Origin of the sequence: Pseudodesulfovibrio sp. zrk46 (genome assembly GCF_012516435.1) — a bacterium.
In the GTDB taxonomy this organism is placed as follows: domain Bacteria; phylum Desulfobacterota; class Desulfovibrionia; order Desulfovibrionales; family Desulfovibrionaceae; genus Pseudodesulfovibrio.
Genome location: NZ_CP051216.1, coordinates 1,540,303 through 1,560,053, shown reverse-complemented (window position 1 = coordinate 1,560,053; position 19,751 = coordinate 1,540,303). Strand labels below are relative to the sequence as shown.

Annotated in this window: 12 protein-coding genes; 6 read left to right on the top strand and 6 right to left on the bottom strand. The window is 58.5% G+C overall.

Annotated elements, in window-relative coordinates:
- Positions 1-189: 189 nt before the first annotated feature.
- From HFN16_RS07080 to HFN16_RS07070, 3 genes are all read right to left on the bottom strand, one after another.
- Positions 190-11,850 (bottom strand): FecR domain-containing protein, encoded by an 11,661-nt coding sequence (locus HFN16_RS07080; RefSeq protein ID WP_168890088.1) that lies wholly within the window; start codon positions 11,848-11,850, stop codon positions 190-192.
- A 173-nt stretch (positions 11,851-12,023) separates the two neighbouring features.
- Entirely contained in the window at positions 12,024-12,386 is a 363-nt protein-coding gene (locus HFN16_RS07075) for a hypothetical protein (protein ID WP_168890087.1), read from the bottom strand.
- Positions 12,373-13,659 (bottom strand): terminase family protein, encoded by a 1,287-nt coding sequence (locus HFN16_RS07070; protein ID WP_168890086.1) that lies wholly within the window; start codon positions 13,657-13,659, stop codon positions 12,373-12,375. Before HFN16_RS07070 ends, HFN16_RS07075 begins: the two co-directional genes overlap by 14 nt.
- 56 nt (positions 13,660-13,715) lie before the next feature.
- On the opposite strand from HFN16_RS07070, the gene HFN16_RS07065 reads away from it, so the two are divergent.
- Positions 13,716-14,672 (top strand): tetratricopeptide repeat protein, encoded by a 957-nt coding sequence (locus tag HFN16_RS07065; RefSeq protein WP_168890085.1) that lies wholly within the window; start codon positions 13,716-13,718, stop codon positions 14,670-14,672.
- An 11-nt stretch (positions 14,673-14,683) separates the two neighbouring features.
- On the opposite strand, the gene HFN16_RS07060 is transcribed toward HFN16_RS07065, so the two are convergent.
- Both HFN16_RS07060 and HFN16_RS07055 read right to left on the bottom strand, forming a co-directional pair.
- A complete protein-coding gene (locus HFN16_RS07060; protein ID WP_168890084.1) occupies positions 14,684-14,896 on the bottom strand; it encodes a hypothetical protein in 213 nt (70 codons plus the stop codon).
- Positions 14,893-15,300, bottom strand: coding sequence for a hypothetical protein (locus HFN16_RS07055; protein WP_168890083.1), 408 nt, complete (start codon positions 15,298-15,300; stop codon positions 14,893-14,895). Before HFN16_RS07055 ends, HFN16_RS07060 begins: the two co-directional genes overlap by 4 nt.
- Before the next feature lie 93 nt (positions 15,301-15,393).
- Between HFN16_RS07055 and HFN16_RS07050 the strand changes: the two genes are divergently transcribed.
- The 5 genes from HFN16_RS07050 (at position 15,394) to HFN16_RS07030 (ending at position 19,005) form a co-directional block, all read left to right on the top strand.
- Positions 15,394-16,533, top strand: a complete 1,140-nt coding sequence (locus HFN16_RS07050; RefSeq protein WP_348771073.1) for a tRNA-dihydrouridine synthase family protein — start codon at positions 15,394-15,396, stop codon at positions 16,531-16,533.
- 65 nt (positions 16,534-16,598) lie between these two features.
- Positions 16,599-17,228 (top strand): cyclase family protein, encoded by a 630-nt coding sequence (locus HFN16_RS07045; RefSeq protein WP_168890082.1) that lies wholly within the window; start codon positions 16,599-16,601, stop codon positions 17,226-17,228.
- A gap of 108 nt (positions 17,229-17,336) precedes the next feature.
- The gene (locus tag HFN16_RS07040; RefSeq protein WP_168890081.1) at positions 17,337-18,224 is read left to right on the top strand and encodes an EamA family transporter; all 888 of its coding nucleotides are present in this window, start codon (positions 17,337-17,339) and stop codon (positions 18,222-18,224) included.
- A gap of 18 nt (positions 18,225-18,242) precedes the next feature.
- A complete protein-coding gene (locus HFN16_RS07035) occupies positions 18,243-18,452 on the top strand; it encodes a SlyX family protein (protein WP_168890080.1) in 210 nt (69 codons plus the stop codon).
- 40 nt (positions 18,453-18,492) lie between these two features.
- A complete protein-coding gene (locus HFN16_RS07030) occupies positions 18,493-19,005 on the top strand; it encodes a cupin domain-containing protein (protein ID WP_168890079.1) in 513 nt (170 codons plus the stop codon).
- Positions 19,006-19,275: 270 nt separating this feature from the next.
- Here HFN16_RS07030 and HFN16_RS07025 read toward each other — a convergent pair whose 3' ends face one another.
- A complete protein-coding gene (locus tag HFN16_RS07025; protein ID WP_210772243.1) occupies positions 19,276-19,743 on the bottom strand; it encodes a tail fiber assembly protein in 468 nt (155 codons plus the stop codon).
- Positions 19,744-19,751 lie beyond the last annotated feature (8 nt).

Here is a 19,751-nt window from a genome sequence, read left to right as displayed (position 1 = left end):
AATTACCCATTAGCAGCAACCGCCAAAAGCATCAAGGCTCTTAGAAATTTATAACACCCTGTAATTAAACATATTAATATCGTTATCGATATTAATATTACACATTACATAAAGCCGTTTTCTCATCAAAACACAAAAAGACATCCGCGCATGGCAGATGTCTTTTGATACAATCCAAGAGAAGAGAGCTTACGGTTGGGGGATCGAATATCCTATGAAATCAGTGTAATCGAGATCGTTGTCAGTCTCGTTTCCAGACACATCGAACTCCACGATGTCAGCTATTTTGTACTCGTTTCCTGAAGTGGAACGTTCCATATCGAACCAGAGTTCTCCTGTGGTACCGTTGGAGACGTAAACAAGCCCTTCGCCACTATCTGCCCCGGCAATGCCGTCATACGACACGGCCACTTCCAGAGAGAACTCGCTTGCGTCAATACCGCCGCTCAGCAACCCACTGAAATAGTCGCCACCGAGGGCGATGCCATCAAGGCCGGACTGGAAGTCCTGAATGGCCAGTCCGGTTTCCGTATTGTCGGCGATGAGGAAGAGATCAGCACCCTGTACGCCATAGAGCTCATCCGCTCCGCCGTTACCGAACAGGAAGTCGGCACCGGCGCCGCCTTCAAGAATATTGACGTTGGCGTCACCCACAAGGGTATCGTTGTAGCTGGATCCGGTCACGTTGGCGATGCCATTGAAGGAATCGGCAGAGCCTCCTCCATCCACGGCACTGTTACCGCCTGTGCCCCAGAAGAGACTTTCCGACAGATCCACGGCCACAGCGTTTTGATCATAGGCATAGGAGACGGTATCGTCGCCGCCGTTACCCGTAATGGTGTCCAGCCCATCGCCGCCGATGAACGACTCAGCAGTGGCTGTGCCGTTGAGTTGGTCATTGCCATCATAGCCGAATAGCGTATCCGAGTTGCCCGTCGCGGTCAGGGTGTCGGCACCAATGGAGCCCGTCATGACCACATTGCCGGTGCCGGGATCAGTAATGGTGGTGTTCTCGGCGAAAATGTCACTCATGGATAAGATGCCACCGTCCATGTCGGCCATAACGCCTTGGTACGCGCCGTCGCTGTCCTGCGGTTTGTCATCGTACCAGAGGACACTGTTAGCGCTGTCCCAGACCAGCACAGGCTGATCAGTGGCCGCTGTATCGATAATGCCGTCATAGTTGTCTTCAACGTACCATTCCAGCGGTGTATCAGCCATGGTGCCCACCAGCCAGAAACGATCGGTGCCGCTCTCAAAGCCGCTGATGGTATCGCCGGAAACAGCCAGATTGATGGCAGAACCGTATTCGTATTCAAAGACATCGGAGCCTATGCCACCGGTCATGAAGTCATCGCCGTCACCGCCCTTGAGGGTGTCGTCGCCGCCGTCACCAGTCAACGTATCGTCACCAGCCCCGCCCAAAATCAGGTCGTGCCCAGTGCCGCCATAATAGTTGTCATCGCCGCTGCTGCCGATGACCGTGTCGCTGTTGTCGCTCAGATAGACCGTCATGTGACTACCAAAACCGCTGAGGTCGAGGCCGGAGAAATCAAAGTTGTCCATGCCGGAGGTGCCGTAGGCCGTCAGGGAGGTATAGAGACCGCCCGAAATCACATAGCTCTGACCGCTCAGTTGCGAACCGTCAAAGGTGTAACTCTGGCCCGTGGGGTTATCCACGCCAAACTCGATGTGCTCGAAGTTGAGCAGGGTCATGTTGCGGAAGTCCACGGTCTGGGCCATGTCCATCAGGGTATCCGAGCCTGCCCCGCCATCCAGCGTATCGGCTGTGGCAATGGAAGAGGAATCCTCAATACCGTAGGCCATTATGGCGTCGTCACCATCGCCACCGGAGATACTGTCATCACCGTCGCCACCCATGATCTCGTCATCGGAGAACGAGCCGATGATGGCATCGCTGCTGGCTGAACCGGTCACGTTTATCTCATCCACAGTGGAGTCCCAGCTGGAATCAAAGGTTAGGCCGGAGAGGTCCAGGTCCTGTGTCGACACCAACTCAATATTGATCACTTCCATCCCGGAGTCACCGAAGATGTTCCATGTCTGGGAATCAATGGCCCAGGCGTCAAACAGCGCCGAACTGTCAGTGGTGAACTCCACATTCTGGATATTAAAGGCCTCGGACAGACCGAGCAGATCCACGTTGCCGTCAATCTGGATGATGTTGCTGCCGGCATCACCGTCGACGATGGTGCCGTAGTCAGCGTCAACGGTGAAGACAAACGTGTCGTCGCCGTCGTCACCGAACAGGCTGTCCGCACCGCCCAAACCATTGATCAGGTCGTTGCCTTCGTTACCGTCGATGAGGTTCATGCCGCTGTCGCCCATCAGGGTATCTTCGAAGTCCGAACCTTCCACGCCCTGTATGCCGGACAGGGTATCCGTGTTGCCCCATCCGTCCGTGGCAGTACCTGCTTCCTGATCAACGGCAACCCCTACTCCAAGGGCTGTGCTGCTATAGGAGACCGTGTTGAAACCGCCTCCGCCCACAAAGCTGTCAGCGCCTTTCCAGCCAGCAAATTCGTCGTCATCCGAGCCACCTATGAAGGTGTCATCACCCTCGGTGCCTTCGATGGATTCAATATTGTACAAGTGATCGGTGAAACCGGCGCCAGTATTGGCTGCCACCCACTTGGTCCCGTCAAAGGTGAAGGACATGGCGTCCTCCAAATCCCAGTACGTGACATTATCCCAGTCTTCGCCGTTGGCTCCTGCCAGCGTCGTCTCGAGACCGTCCACCGTATCATTGCCCAGACCGGGCATGAATTCCTGCTCGCCAGCGCCGCCGTTGAGGGTGTCTGCGTAGTCGGTACCGATGATCAGGTCGATGTCGGTCAGGGTATCAACATCCCCGCCCAGCGTAACCGTACCGGCCTGCCCGTTCATGGAGGTGATGATGCCCTGCCCCGCGAACTCGTAGGACACGATGTCGAAGCCGAGATCCGTGGTATAGTCATACACCGAGTTGCCATCGATAATGTCGCTGCCGCCTGCATCCACAAACACATTGGCCCACGTGTTGTCGCCAACGAATTTATCGGCATAGGCCGTACCACGAACGCCCTCAATATTGTTGAGGACATCACTTCCATCCCCGCCAGAAACAGTGGTCGATCCGTCCCAACCGTTCACGCTGTTGGACGTGAGGTCCGCATAGATGCCCTGCGAAGAGTTCATGTAGTCCGCAATGTCGAACTCCCGCTCTGCCTCATCGTTGTCACCGCCATTGATGGAGTCATTCCCCAGGCCGCCTTCTATGCTGTCAGCCCCGACCTGCCCATACAGGGTGTCGTCGCCGTCGCCGCCGGACAGGGAGTCATCACCTGTACCGCCAAGGAGCGTATCGTTGCCCACGCCGCCCAGTAAGAGGTCGTCGTCATCACCGCCATCGATGGAGTCATTGCCGTCCGCACCGTTCAGCGTGTCGTTTCCGGCCAGGCCGAACACGGTGTCTCCCGCCGAGGTGCCCACATAAGTGTCGTTCCCCGTAGTGCCGGTCCAGCTCTCACCTGTACCGAGCGTCACCGAACCGCCATCCACGACAATATCGGTCATGGCAATGGGGCCGCCGGAGAAATAGGCGATAACGCCTTCGCTGGCGCCATCCGCTGTGGCGGAATCACTATCCACCCAGAGCTTCTGGTTGGTGCTGTCCCAGATCAGGGAAACCGCATCGTTCACGCCACCCGTGACCGTACCGGAATATTCGGCACCGCCAGAAATCTCAAACCAGAGATAGGACAACGAGCCGAAACCACTATAGAAATACAAGCTGTCCGTACCGGAGACAAAGTCCGTAATGGTATCAATGGCGCCGCCATAAACGGCGTTTTTATCAGCATACTGGAACTGGTCCGCTCCATCCCCTCCGGTCAGGCTGTCATTGCCTGTACCGCCGTTGATGGTATCTGCTCCCAATCCACCGTCAATGGTGTCGTTAAGCGCCTGACCGTAGATCAGGTCATCGCCGATGCCGCCGAAGATGATGTCGTTACCTGTGGTGGACAGGCCTGCACCTTCGCCCCATATGGTATCATTACCTGCGCCGCCATCGATGGAGTCGTCACCATCGATGCCCGTGCCGCCTTCACCCGCGATATAGTCATCGCCATCGCCGCCCAAGAGAGTATCATTACCCGCCTTGCCGATCAGACTGTCATTACCGGCACCGCCGTCGAAAATATCGTTGCCGTCGCTGCCGTTGGCGCCCACGCCAGTGATGGTGTCGTCTCCTGCGCCACCTTCCACGGAGTCCGCGCCTGTACTCGTCTCAATGCTGTCCTTTCCGTCACTGCCCACAATGGTGTCGTCACCAGAGGTACCCACGGCCTTGATGTAACTGTCGTACATAGTCCAATTGGTATCCAGGCCGGAATCGGTCAGGTTGCTCAGGTCCAGAGTGGTGCCGCTCATGGACACCTGGAACACCTTCTGCGAGCTGATATTTGAACTGAGAACCCAGTTCGCGCCCGTTGCGACCGTATCGGAGACAATAACGGTATCAGTGGCACCGAAGACGATATTCTCAATGCCTGTGATCGACGTATAGCCGGTCATGTCGATGGTGGAGTTGACGCCAAAGGTCACGGTATCGATATCGTCACCGCCGTCCAACTCACCGGAGCCAGCCGTGGTTACGATGAAGGAGTCGTCACCCGCGCCACCGATCAATGTGTCGGTGCCGCCATTATTCAGATTCAGGGTATCGTCGCCATCGCCGCCATCAAGGTAGTAATTGCCGTCAGCACCGGTGGTCAGCGTATCGGAATAGTCGGAGCCGATGACGCCTTCTATGCCCGAGAGCACATCCAGTGCTGCGTAGCCGCCAATGGTATCGTTGGTCGCCAGATTGATCCTGACGCCTTCGGTGGAACCGGAATAATCCACGGTATCGCTGCCGTCACCGCCGACCATGGTATCCGCGCCCAGATGACCGATAAACAGGTCATCGCCGAGGCCGCCCACCATGGAGTCGTCACCGGTATCACCGGCCAGCGTATCGTTGCCGCCATTACCAATCAGGGTGTCCTCGCCCTGTCCGCCGGACAGGGAGTCAGCCAACGCGCCGCCAGTCAGGCTATCGAGATAGTCTGATCCGGTGATGTAGAGCTGTGCGTCGCTCGCACTGGTGCCGTCGATTTCGGCAAAATCGGTCAGGGCCGTAGCATCGATGGTCAGAATCGAATCAGTGGTGAAGAGATCTGCGCCAACGGAAGTGTTGATGCCTGCGCCGGTCAGAATGACGCTCTCCACATCGAACAGGTTGGCGAAGTCGTCGGTATAGTCGTTGGAAATGGAATTGGCATCGCTGTAATTCAAGACATCGGTGCCGGCACCGCCGTCCACGTCCATGGTGCCGTCCAGACCCAGATTGGTGATAGTGACCGTGTCGTCACCCACACCCATATCCGCCTTGAGGATACCTGTGTACCCCGAAAGGATAAGGTTGGAGAGGTCAAGGTCATCATCCCCCGAGGTGCCGTTGACCAGCATGGCGCCAATGCCCGTCACCGTTGATGTGGCCTGATCTCCCTGCGCAAATGTGAAGGTTGCTGTGGAGGTACCGGACTGGAATTCAAAGGCGTGGATATTGGAAAGCGTCACATCACTGAAGTCCACGTCGGCAGAGGTGATGATCGTGTTGGTCGTCCCTGAGCCACCGTCAATGGAGGCCCCACTGCTGATGCCGTTCGCATAGAAGGTGTCGTTGCCTGCACCGCCCAACAGGGTATCCTCGCCACCGCCGCCGTTGATGGCGTCATCGCCGTCACCGCCGTCAATGGAGGTCCTGCCCGAAGTGCCCACTATGGTGTCCGCACCGCTAGAACCGATGACGCCCACATAGTCGCCTTCACTGGCATAAAATTGCTCAAGCGTTCCAATATTCAGTGTCTGGCCCGCTGTATCGACATGGATGAGGAGCGACTCGGCGCCTCCACTATCGGCGCTGCCATACGTTGTCCACCCATCATTGTACTGCGTGCTGGTGAAGGTTGCGGATTGTCCCTGCTCCAGCATTACCCGTTCGATTCCCTGGAAGGTGGACGCCAGCCGGAAGTCCGTGCTGGAGTTGACCACGATGCTGTCTATGCCGCCTGAATCAGCGCCATCAATGATCTCGCCCGCTTCCACATCGCCGGTGTCGAACTCGAAAATATTGTTGCTGTCATACGCTCCGTACATGGAGTCGACGCCTGCGCCACCGACCAAAGTGACAGAGCCGCCATTACCGGATGCGCCACCGTTCAGGGAGTCGTCGCCTGCGCCGCCGTTCAGGTAGGCGCTATCGTTACCGTCCACCTTCAGGATATCGTTGCCTTCACCACCCAGCAGGGAGTCGTTGCCTGATCCGCCGTCAAGGGAGTCATGGCCCACGCCGCCGTCCATGGTATCATCTCCGGCCAGACCAATGTAGGTATCCTGCCCGCTGCTCCCGGAGAAGGAGTCGTTCATCACGGAACCGGTGATGTGTTCACTGCCGCCCGCGATGTTGTGAATCTTCAAATAGTCGCCGTCCGCTCCGTCCCAGTTGGTAAACGTCAGGCCGGAGAAATCATAGGTGCCGTCATTGGTAAAGCCCTGCATGCTGATGAACTCGGTCGAGCTCGTCTGCCCCTGAACTTCCCATGTTTTTCCGGTCGCCAGATCAGCGTCGAACGCGGTGGATGTCCCTGCTGACATCTCAAGAATCTCAACGCCATCAAGGGCCGTCAGTTCGGTCATGCCACGCGTGGCCACAACCTTCAGCACATCGGCAGTACCGTCACCGCCATCGAAACTGGAACCGGCCTCAACATTGGCCGCCAGCTCAATGGTGTCATCGCCCACACCGCCCTGCAGGGTGGCGACACCGTCCGCATAGCGAAGAACATCGTTGCCGTCTTCGCCCTGCAACAGGGTGTTGCCATCGCCACTGATGAGCGAGTCATTGTCGAGACCGCCCACCAGCGTATCATTGCCCGAGACGCCCCACAGCGTATCGTTGCCGGCTTCGCCGAGCAGATACTCCGTCTTGGCCGAACCGGTAATGGAGTCCGCCCCGTCACCGCCCGCGAACTTGAGGATATCGTCAGCCCCGTCCCAATTGGAGCCAAGGGTGAAGTCCGTTGTTGTCGAAAGAGTGTAGGTATCGCCACCCGTGGTGCCCACGAGGTGCAGGGTCTGGGTATAGGCCGACGCCGCCGCGCTGACATTAATCGTCCAGCTCTGCACATCGCCCAGATTGAAAATGGCCTCGGAATCGGCAGAGGAATTGCCAAACTCCACCACCTCGATCCCGGTGATGGTAGCAGCGGTCAGGTCTTCGGAAGTGCCCGCAATGAGGATGGTATCGGTATCGTCGCCACCGTCGATGGTGCCACCAGCGGTTACTACCGGATTGACGGCAATGGTGTCGTTACCGGCATCGCCGTAAATGGTATCCGCGCCGCCTGCGCCATACAGATAATCCGCACCGTCACCACCGGACATGTAATCGTCTCCGGCACCGCCGGTGAGGGAATCATTGCCGGCCTCGCCCAGCAGGGTGTCGGCCTGGCCACTGGTCAGCGTGTCGTTGCCAGCGCCGCCCTTGAGAACTTCCACGTTCGTGGAACCGGTCAGGCTGTCATTGCCCGAGCCGCCCAATACGCCCTCAAAGTCCGCCGCAGAAATATCGTCACCCTCAGCATGACCGCCAGAGGTCGCACCAGTAGCCAGGTTGACGGACACGCCTGAGGTGTCACTGGCATAGGAGAGGGTGTCATTGTCATCACCACCGGACAGGGTATCCGCACCCGCGCCACCCTCAATGGTGTCCGCGCCCAGATAGCCGTGGATAGTATCGTCGCCCGCCCCACCGGACAGGGAGTCATCACCGGACCAGCCGTCCATGGAGTCGTTGCCGTCACCGCCATCCATGGTATCGTTGCCCGTTCCACCGTTCAGGTAGTCGCCGCCAAGCCCGCCGGACACGACATCGTTCGCGCCCTCGGCCCAGATGGAGTCATCCCCTGCGCCGCCGTCAATGGTATCTGCGCCATCCGTACCGTCTGCCGAATCCGCGCCATAGATGGTATCCGCACCTGCGCCGCCAAGGATGGAGTCTGCGCCGGCATCACCCATGATGAGGTCACTTCCGGCACTACCAGTGATGGTGTCATCGCCAGCTTCGGCATCCACGGACAGGACGTCGCCGGAGGTGTCCCAGTTGGTCCCGAGAGTCAGCGTGGTCAGGTCGATGTCCTCGCCGCTCACAGTGCCCAGCACTTCAAGGGTCTGCTTGTAGGCGTCCGCCGCTGCCGAGACAGTGACGGTCCACGCCATCAGATCGGCCAGATTGAAGGTGGTGCTGCTGTCTGCCGAGGAATGATTGAACTGAAGGACCTCGAAATTGGAGAGGGTCGACGCCGTGAAATCTTCGCTCGCGCCGTCAAAGCGCATGGTATCCGTGCCGTCTCCGCCGTCTGCGGTCTGGGCCACGGGATTGAAGGCGATGGTGTCGTCACCTGTACCGCCAAGAACGGTATCGCTGCCGCCACCGCCGTAGAGGAAGTCGTTTCCTGCCCCGCCCGACAAGGTCTCATTGCCCGTGGTTCCGGTGATGGAGTCGCCGCCCGAGCCACCGACAATACTGGAGAAGGATGCCCATGTAATCGTATCTCCGGTCGCGTGACCGCCAGAGGCCGTCTGCCCTGTCATGTCGATAGAGACACCCACGGTGGAGCTTGCATAGGTGAGCGTATTGGTTCCGCCACCGCCGTCCAGCACGTCCGCACCGTCGCCGCCCTCGATGATGTCGTTCTTGGCGCCGCCCGTAATGGTATCGTCTCCGCCAAAGCCTTCCAGCTTGAACAGGTCTTCGCTTCCCCAGTCGAGGAAGGTGGCTGATACGCTGCTGATATCCAGCGAATCGTTGCCGTCAGTCCCCTGATATCCGAAGGTCTCCACGGCAGTGGTCCCGGAGGCGATTATCGTGGTCAACCCACCCAACAGGGCGGATTTTCCGACATCAAAGGTAGCGGTCTGCCCTGCCCAAATCTCCACCTTTTCAAGGTCGGTCATGGTGGCGTGGGTAAAATCGGTGGACGTTTGTACCGAGATCATGTCCCCGGTTCCTGCGCCGCCGAGCACTTCCTCACCGGTCACTATGTCGCCGGTATTGAAGCGGAACGTGTCGTCACCGTCACCGCCGGACAGGGTATCGACACCGCCGTTGCCTATCAGCAGGTTGCCGCTGGCATCGCCGGTAATGGAATCATCCCCGCTGCCGCCAGCCGCGCTGGTGAACGAAGACCAGACAATGGTATCACCAGTGGCAAGGAGGCCGGATACGGAATCCGCATCCAGATCGATGACCATGTCATCCACGGCAATGGAGTAGGAAAGGAGGTCATTGCCGAGCCCGCCATCCAGCGAATCTGCTCCGAGGCCGCCTTCAATGGTATCTTCCTGCCCGCCGCCCACGATGGTGTCCGCACCGCTGGTGCCGATGATGTGGAAGGCGTTGTCAGCGCTCATGCCGCTGGCGTCGAAATCAAGGGAAGCGGCCCAGGTGCCGTTGATGGTAGCGGTCTCGCCGCTGCCGACAATGCCGTCCGCATCAATGGCGATGGTCGTTGCCGTGGTGCCCAGAATGATGGTCTCCACGTTGGACACGTTGTCCAGATCGTCGCCGCTTGATGTGGCGTCCGTAAAATTCAAGGTATCGTGACCGGAACCGCCGTCGATTACATCGTTCACGTCCAGTTTGGTGCCCATGTAGATGGCATCATCGTCATCGCCACTGGCAATGGAATCAGCGCCGCCCGAGGTGCCCGCGATAGTGTCGTCACCTGCGTTGCCGATCAGACAGTCGTCGCCCAATCCGCCGAACAGGGTGTCGGCCAGAGTCGAGCCAGCCAGGGTGTCATTCCCGGCACTGCCCACCATGTAGAAAGAGCTGTCCGTGTCGTTGTCACCCATGAACCGGACGGACGAAGCAAGGGATGCGTCAAGCTGCAACGTGGTGCCGGAATCGACCAGCGCGTCCGGCGTGGAAGCGATATCCACCGCCGAGTTTCCTGTCACGATGTATTCAATGGACGACACATGGCCGAGGGCGCCGCCGTCCAGAGTATCCGTACTGTTGCCGTCAAATTTCAGCGTATCGACGCCATCACCGCCGGCGATGGAGTCGTCGTTGGAGATCTGCCCCAATGTGTACACGTTCGTGGTGCTGTCATATGACCCCACTGCCAGCAGGTCATTGCCGAGACCACCATCCAGCGAGTTGGCGCCCGTGCCGCCATACAACTGGTTGTTCACATCATTGCCGATGATGATGTTGTCGTAGCTGGTTTCACCGAACACCGTGGTGACGGTAAATGTCTCAAGATTGGTGTTCACCAGATTCACCTTGGTGGAATCGTCACCGGTGGTCTGGTAGTAGGCCGGACTGGCGTCCAGATCCACAGTCAGATTGTCACCCCAGTTAGACAGATCCAGAATGACCACGTTCTCAGTGTTGGTGTTGCCGTCATCAATCGGGTCTGGCTCCGGTGCTGCCGGCGGGGGCTCCGGAGTCGTTGGCGCTGTCGGCGTCGGAGTAGTAGTCCCTGTCGTGGGCGGAGGCGTCGTCGTTGTCGTCGGCGGAGGCACCACTGGATTAGTGGGCACGTCCTGCCCTGTCGGATCAGGAGTATCGTCGGGATCATCACCGGGGTCGCCACCATCATCTCCGTCGTCGCCATCACCATCTTGCCCGTCGTCGCCCTGATCGGTCTGCGGGTCTGTGGTAGGCGCAGGCACGGTAGCGGCCTGTGCGGCAGCGGCCTGTGCAGCGGCAGCTTGGGCAGCGGCCTGCGCGGCAGCGGCTTCGGCGGCGGCCTCGGCGGCAGCCTGTTGAGCAGCCTGAGCGGCAGCTTCGGCAGCAGCCTGGGCGGCTTCGGCAGCAGCCTGTTGAGCAGCGGCTTCGGCAGCGGCCTGCGCAAGGGCGGCAGCTTCGGCAGCAGCGGCTTCGGCAGCGGCTTGGGCAGCGGCATCCGCAGCAGCCTGTGCGGCCAACTCGGCGGCGGCCTGTGCAGCAGCTTCCGCTTCAGCGGCGGCCTGTGCGGCAGCTTCGGCAGCGGCCTGTGCAGCGGCTTCGGCGGCCTCGGCTTCGGCTTCGGCAGCAGCGGCCTCTTCCGCGGCCTCTTCTGCGACCTCTTGGGCTTCTTCTGCAGCCTCTTCGGCTTCTTCTGCGGCTTCTTCCGCAGCTCTGGGATCAACTACAGGTGCCCCCTGTTGCAAAGACTGACTGGAAAGTTGTTCAAAAGAGGCCAGCTGAGATTGAGTGGCCCGGAAGACAGGAGAAATACCTGTCGAGGTAGCAGACACAGACATTCCGTCCTGCGTCACAACACGAACAGGTCCGCCTGTAGCGGAACGAATGACAACCGGTTTGTCCACGAAGTCGACAACCACGTGGGCTTCCTGCCCATTGGGAGCCACGGTGTGGCCGGTGGTGGTACCGCGGATACCGATAGTGGCCAGCGGGGTTTCAAGAGAAAAGGCCTCGGGATTCAAGTCCACGATCTCACCCGTGACCGAACGGAAGGTGCCTTCCAGCAGCTTCACGGTCATTTCACCAGCGGATTGATCGGGATTAAAGACGTAGGAATCGAGGACGATGGAGGAATTCGGCCCCTGCGAAAGCAGGGCACCGTCAATGAATTTTATTTCGACAGCCGAGCCGGGACCGGAAGTTTTGATCAGGTCGTCGGCAAAGACAGGGCTCCCCGCAGACAGGGGTCTGACACCCTCGTCGCCTTCTGCGGTAGTGGTTCCATAGGCAATAGTAATTTCACCAATTTGGCTTGCTGGATCGGCCATGACTCCTCTCCCATATAATATTCCTACAGTATGCTGTATAACATTCTGCCAACACCCACACAAGCGCCACGCAAAAAATAGGGATTTCTCCCGAGTCTAGACATAGTCCAAACAAGAAGAAATCCCTATACAAACGAACTTTCTTCGTCATAAGAGCATTTTACACCAATCGTTCAATCTAACTCCATGGTCGCGAATTGCACCACGCTCTGCTCGGAAAATCCGAAAAGACGGGCGAAGCGAAAGAGTTCAGGCGCAAACACCCCGCTCGCATCCGCCCTCATTCCTGTGATTCGTGACACTCCCAACCGTCGACCTTCACCCTTGAGCCACTCCACGTCCGAGACCATGCTCCGACGAATATTCGGCCCCCATCGTGTGAGCGACACATGCAATTCGAGCATGGCCTTTCGCTGGCAAATGGCGGCATGGCCATAGCTGCCAACCGGGTCAAACAACTCCAGCCAGCGATACCCTGCCCCGTCCGGGAAATGCGCCAACTCATCGGGCTTGATGACCAATTCACGCACGCTCATGCTGTCTCCCGAACGGATTGTAATCATTGATGGATCGAAGCGGACGCGGTCCACCGTCCCGCTGGCGAAAGCCCACGGCGAAATAGCGGAAGGCGTCCACGGCATGGCTGGTCCAGTCATGGAGCGGTCGGGCCGAGAAATCGTTACGCGCTTCGTCGAATTCACGACGGTAGTTACGCAGGGCTTCGATCCCTTTTGCGCAACGCTCCTCATCGAACCAACAGCACGGCAACAGGGTGCGCACCGCATTGATGCCGTCCTGCACCGGGATATTGGGCGCGATCTCGAATCGAACCCCAAGCCCGCGGGCTACCTCCAGCCTCGACTTGCCCGTTCCCAGTTCCCGCACCCGGATATCGTGGGGCGCAATATGGGTGCCATACTTATACCCTTTCTCGTCCAGCACCCGGGCATAGTGTTCCATGCCCTCACCGCTGGCCTCATAGTAATCCACCACCGCGTAAGAACCGCCCGGCCGTGCCTGCACAAACCAGATGGAAGTGGAATCGGACATGCCCAGATCCCAGGCCGTATGCACAGGCAACGAAGGCTCCACCGGCACACGCGTAACGCGTCCCTCTTTGTCCGCCTCCCCCATCAATTTGCCGAAATACGCGCCTTTGATGGCGGCAGAAAAAGAGCACTCGAACTCCTGCTCATACTCTTCGGGCGACATCTCCCGGGAGGCAGCTACCAACTCGTCCGGGTCAATGACTCCGGTCTCTGAGGCGCGGTACATGGCCGTGAACCACTCGGGATCGCGGCGCCCATCCTCCCATATCTCCCACAGGGCATTCTTGCCACGCGGCGTGCCGATGAAGATGGCCCACCCCTTACGGTCAGCCAGTGCCGGACGGATCACTTCGGTCCACGTCCGCTTCTGCATCTGGGCCACCTCGTCAAATATGACGCCATCCAGATAGATGCCGCGCAGGGAGTCTGGGTTGTCCGCGCCGAACAGCCGGATACGTGCGCCATTGGCGAAATCAGCACGCAGTTCTGTCTCGTGGAATTTGACCGTGCAGTCGTCACGCCCGAGACCACAATAGGTTTTGAGCGAGTCCCAGACCACGGTCTTGGCCTGCTTGTAGAGGGGCGCGATATAAGCACCACGCCAGTCGGGTCTGTCGGTCTCTCGAGCCGCCCTGATGAGTTGATTGACCGAGAGCGCGGTTTTGCCGAAACGACGATGGCAGACCAACACGGAAAAGCGTTTCAGTCCCGCCTCGATTTCCGCCTGATGCGGGCGTGGGGTATAAAGATTGTTTGTCACGTTTTATCAAATCCTTAATGTTGACGGACAGGACAAGCGAGGGTATCCCCAAAGCTATGCGTAATCCCATCCTGGTTGTTATCTTGTGTACGGTGCTGATGTGCGCCGGCTGTTTCGGTTCGTCACGCCCATCGGGTGCTCGCCCTGGGCGCACTGCCGAACAGGTTGAAAGCGAGCAACGCCGGGCCACAGCGGCCGACGCCATGGACAAGGCGCGCCAACTTTACCATGACGGTGAATACCTGGATGAGGATGCAGCCCTTGAATATTTGAACGAGGCCGTTGAACTGGACCCCAATCAGGCAACCGCACTCTTTCAGCGGGCGAAGATTTATATGACCAGAGGCATGCTCTCCGAGGCTTCGCAAGACGTAGACCGAGTTCTCAAGATAAAACCCGACGATCTGGAGGCACGCTTCACCAAGGGAGTGCTCATGTATCAACTGGGCAATTGCGTGGAAGCCAACCGCGCCTTCTCCGCCGTCCTCGAAAGAAACGACAGTATCTCCGAAGCGTTCGCCATGCGCGGGGCTTGCTACGTCAATCAGGGCAGATTCAAGGATGCTGTGTACGACTTCTCCAAGACACTCGCCCTCAACCCGGCTCACAAAGACGCCTATTACAACCGCGGCATCGCCAACCTGTCGCTGGGGTACAACCTGCGCGCCCTGCATGACCTGACACAGGCCATGACCCTGGATTCCGAATCCATCGAGATCCTGATGATGCGCGGCGCCATCTACATGAAGCTCAATCAATACGAAAACGCGCTCGGCGACTTTGAACGTGCGGCCGAGCTCGAACCCAATGGACACGCTATCCTCGGCCTGCTCGCCGAAGCTCAAGCCAAGATGAAGCACTATGACAAGGCGATCAAAACTGCTCGCCGGGCACGCAATCTGGCCAGCGCCATTGGCGACCAAAAGGCAGCCGCCGCTTACGGTGAAGTGATCGATTCGTATACAGCCATGGGCCGAGAAGCCGAACAGGCTGCCCCAAGCGAATCCCAGTAGACCGCAAGACGTCACTTCAACGTCTCCCAGACAATCCGCGCTCCCAGTCCGGCCACTCCGGCCAGACAGCCCCAGACCAGTCGTTCCAGCGTCCGAATCTTGACCTGATGACTGGCGCACTGCCGGGCCTGATTGATTTCACGAATGTCTTCCTGAATCGCCTTGACCCGCTCGTCGATACGAACCAGCAGCTCCTGCAATTCGGAACGCTCCATGGCGGTCATCGCGGCCCTCCCAAAGCGTCCTTGAGTCCTCGCACGGCACCGGGCAGATAGTCGCCGATCTTTTTGACCCCGAGCACGGCGGCCACAATCCAGAACGTCACCTGCAGGAACCAGTCTGGCAGGTTCTCCCACGAGCGTATCACCTCGCCGGCCCGCTCCGGGTCCACCCCGGACCAGACAAAGAATCCGATCCAGGCAAAGAACAGCACGTCGTCTTTCCACCCGGCGTTTTCCAGTTGCTTCATCTCCCACTCATGATTGAACTCCCGGTCGGACCGGGCCAGCCGCATCCGGTTCTCCATGACCGTGCGCTTGAGCTCCTGTTTCTGCTTCATATGGCCCGTGATTCCTTCCACCACCGTGGTCAGCAACCCGGCCACCGCGCCCAATATTGGTATTGGCATGTCTCTGCCTCCTTGCTTTTCTTCAGACGGCCACAGTGTACAGGCGGTTTTGAGTGTGGGACGCCTCCGGGTGTCAGGAGGAAGAGGCTGGGCATGGCGGTGACGGGATCAGGTGTTGACAGGACGTGGGAGCGAGATGGAAAGCGGTTGACAGCAGGGCCCGCAGACGTTCAACTGCCGCCCATGGCAAACGACGTTCTGAAGACACTGGCAGACAGACTCAACCAGCCCCTTTCCGTAGGCGGAAAGCCCGTGAAAAATCGGCTGTGGCTCGCGCCCATGGCCGGGCTGGGACACATCGCTTATCGTGAGGTACTCGAGCAATATGGCGGCTGCGGCTTGGCCTTTACCGAGATGTGCAGCGCCAAGGCTGTGCCCACAGAGAACCGTAAGGTCTCACCCGTCTTCCGCTGGCGTGATGAAGAACTGCCCAGTCTCGTCTGTCAGATCGTGGGCGCCACCCCAGAGGAGATGATCCCGGCGGCCCGCCGCGTGGAGGACGAAGGGTTCTTCGGCGTGGATATCAACATGGGCTGCTCCGTGCCCGGCATCGTGAAGCGTGACGCTGGCGCGGCCCTGCTCAAGGAACCGGACATGGCTCTTGCCGTGGCCGAGGCCGTCCGCAAGGAAGTGGACATCCCCGTATTCGTCAAGTTCCGCACTGGCTGGTCTCCCGATGTGGAGCCTGCTGTGGCCCTTGCCAAACGCTTTGAATCCGCTGGCGTCGATTGCCTGGTCTTCCATCCCCGTGTGGCTCCGGATAAGCGCACCCGCCCGCCGGTCCGTGATCATATCCGCGCCATTGCCGAAGCGGTCTCCATTCCGGTCATGGGCAACGGCGATGTCATCACGAAAGAGGATTGTCTCTCCATGCTCGAGGACACAGGCTGCGACGGCGTCTCCATCGGTCGCATGGCCATGGCCCGCGCCTGGCTCTTTGCCCGCTGGACAGGCGACCCTGCCTACTCCGGCGAGCTCGATCCCAATATCTTCCGCGACTATGCCATCCGTTTGGCCGAAGCATTGGACCACTACTACGACCCTATCCGCGCGCTGAAGCGATTCAAGCTTTTCACGGTCTATTTCGCGGCCAACTTCACCTTCGGTCACAGCCTCCAGTCCCGATTCCTCGGCGCCAAGAGCATGGAAAAGGTACTTGAAGTAGCCCGTGAGCACGTCAAACCGGACATGACGTTGGTCAAGCGTCCGAACATGAATCTGTACAATACATAATTTTAATCAATACTCTATAAAATCAATTTGTTGCAGAATCGTAGATTCAATCAGCGAGGAAAACCATGCACGTAGTCGACCTGACCCACCCCATGCGCACCGGCATGCCTGTTTTTCCCGGCGATGAGCCAGTCAATATCCGTCGCACCCACTTCGTGAACAAGGACGGTTTTGCCAACACCCAACTTTCCTTCAATACCCACGTAGGAACCCACGTGGACACCGCCGCCCATCTGTACGCTGATGCGCCCGGTCTCGACTGGATGGGGCCGGACAACTTCGTGGGCTGGGCTGCCGTGGTCGACTGTACGGACGCCAAGTTCATCGACCACCCCCACCTCGCGCATCTGGCGCAGTTCGATGTCCTCGACTTCGTGCTCATGAAAACCGGCTGGGACCAGCACTGGAAAACCGACCAGTATTACAAGGATTTCCCTGTCCTCACCGAGACCGCCTGCCGTTTCCTCGGCGGCCTCCAGCTCAAGGGCATCGGCCTCGATACGCCCTCTCCAGACCCAGTGGACTCCCGCGATCTGCGCAACCACAAGGCACTTCTGGACCACGGCCTTGTCATCGTCGAGAACCTCACCAATCTCGACGAGCTCCCCGAGCAGGACTTCATGTTTAGCTGCCTGCCGCTTCGCATCGCCGACGGCGAAGGCTGTCCGGTCCGCGCCGTGGGCATGACCTTCTAATCCGGGTTTCCAGCCTCCACACATCTGCCCCCAAGCCGCCCGAGGGCGTCTTTCCACTTCACATCGGACTGTAACAGGCATATACCTCTGTGCCAGAGAGTCCTTATTATGCAGCAGAAATCCCTTTCCTACGTCTACACACTACTGATCGTTTCCATGGCCCTGTGGGGCGGAACATGGGTGGCCGGCCGCGTGCTGGCGCAATCCATGCACCCCATGACGGCCGCTTTCCTGCGATTCACCGTAGCCTCACTCGGCCTGTTGATCATGTGCTACCGCTCGCAGGGCGGCATGCCCAAGATCCCCCGGGACAAGATCCTCCCCGTGATCTTCCTCGGTGCCACCGGTGTTTTCACCTACAGCTACTTCTTTTTCCACGGCCTGCAGACCACCAATGCAGGTCGGGCAGCCCTGATCGTAGCCTGCATCCCGGTGTGCATATCCATAATCTCCGCCATCTTCTTCAAGGAAAAATTCGGTCCCGTTCGCATCATCGGCGCGCTGACGTCGCTGATCGGCGTCTCCGTCGTCATCGCAGACGGCAACCCGTTGGCGTTGCTGTCGGGTGGCGTGAGCCGAGGCGACTTCATGATCCTCGGTTGCGTGGCGAGCTGGACCGCATACTCCCTCGGCGGCAGGGCCGTCATGAAAAGCGTACCGCCCCTGAGCGCAGTGGCATGGTCATCGATTGCAGGAACGGTGATGCTGTTTCCGGCTGCCTTGTCAGAAGGGTTGATGGCCGACATCATGCGGGCACGTCTGATCGACTGGGGCTGCATCCTCTATCTCGGCGCACTGGCGACATCGCTGGCCTATTTCTGGTACTATGAAGCCATCTCGATCATCGGCGCGAGCCGGGCAGGCATTTTCATCAACACCGTTCCGGTGTTCGCGGTCATCATGGGTTTCCTGCTGCTGGGTGAGCCCATCCACCTCACGCTCATCACAGGCGGCCTCATGGTCGTGACCGGCGTGTATCTGACCAACAAGCCATAGGGTCGAAAGGAGACCATCATGGAAGACAGGATAGAACGTTTGGAAAATCTGGTGACGTTGCAGGACAGAACCATCGAAAGCCTGAACGATCAGATTTACGAGCAGCAAAAGCAGATCAACGATCTCCAAAGACTGGTCGAACGACTGGCCGGGAAGGTGCGCGATCTTGACGCCGCCATGGATTCCGACGGTCCTCTCGACGTGCCGCCGCCCCACTACAACGGGTAACATCGGCAACTTAACGAATCATATTTATCTGTCTACTATCATGAAACAATTATCAGCTCAGCAAGTTATCGACGCTCTTGGCCTACAACCTCATCCCGAAGAGGGCGGGTTCTTCATCGAGACGCACCGGGCCGACGAGTCCTTTGCCAAAAATCTCCTGCCCGCCCGTTACGACGGCGATCGCTGTCACGGCACGGCCATCTATTACATGCTCACGCCCGAGACCTATTCACACATGCATTTGTTGCAGTCCGACGAGATCTTCCATTTCTATCTCGGCGATCCGTGTGAGCAGTTGCAGTTGCATCCCGATGGTTCCGGCGAGGTCATCACTTTCGGCACCGACATTTTGAATAACCAGCGCCCCCAGATCATCGTACCCCGTGGTTCATGGCAGGGGATGCGGTTGCTCCCCGGTGGCAGTTTTGCCTTGATGGGCTGCACTGTGGCGCCCGGGTTTGAATTTGCCGATTACGCCCACGGGAAGCGAAGTGCGTTGGTGGAGCAGTATCCGGACTTTGCGAAAGAGATTGCGCTGCTGACTGCTGAGTAGGGAGAATCAGGTTGGGAGGTCGGCCTTCGGCCTCCATTGATAGGTGATTTCGCCCCCGGGGGCCAAAGGGTTCTGACCCTTTGGAATCCCACTCTCGCCTTCGGCGAAACATTTTAATAATAAAAAGCTACGGTTCAACCGTAGCTTTTTTTAGTCACTTCACGCCAAAGGCGCATATGGGATTCTTAAGGCCCTCGGCCTTAAGCCCGCCGGGAGGCGAAATCACCCGACAATCGCCGCTCGCAGAGCGGCATCCTATTCTCTCCCCTCCTACTCCATCTCTGGTTGGACAGGCCACTCCACCTCAATCGGAAACCCGACCTGCTGCGGCACATCCCGCAGCGCCTGTCGATAACTCTGCCACAACACGACGGCCGTATCATCCAAGTTGTTATCCTTGAGCTGCGTCCAATCGCAAAGCGACAACCTACGGTCCCGCTCATCGCGGACCTCGGCAGCCTTGGCACTATCGCGCGCTGATTCATCCAGCGTGGCCGTAAGCACCTGCTCGCGATAGATGAGGTCATCATCTTTGCCCCACTGGGTTGTGTAAGCGGTAAAGGGCTCCTGCACCGCAGAGATTGCCTCGTTGTAGCCAACCTCATCCCACTGCTCGCGGGTAAACGTCGCTGTCGATACGTTTACCGACTCGGTGCTGCCGTTTTCCATCTCCTTTGCTATCACCACGAAACGAGGCAGCGTAACCGCCTGCGCCGTATTGCCTTCAAAAATCCACATATACCCTC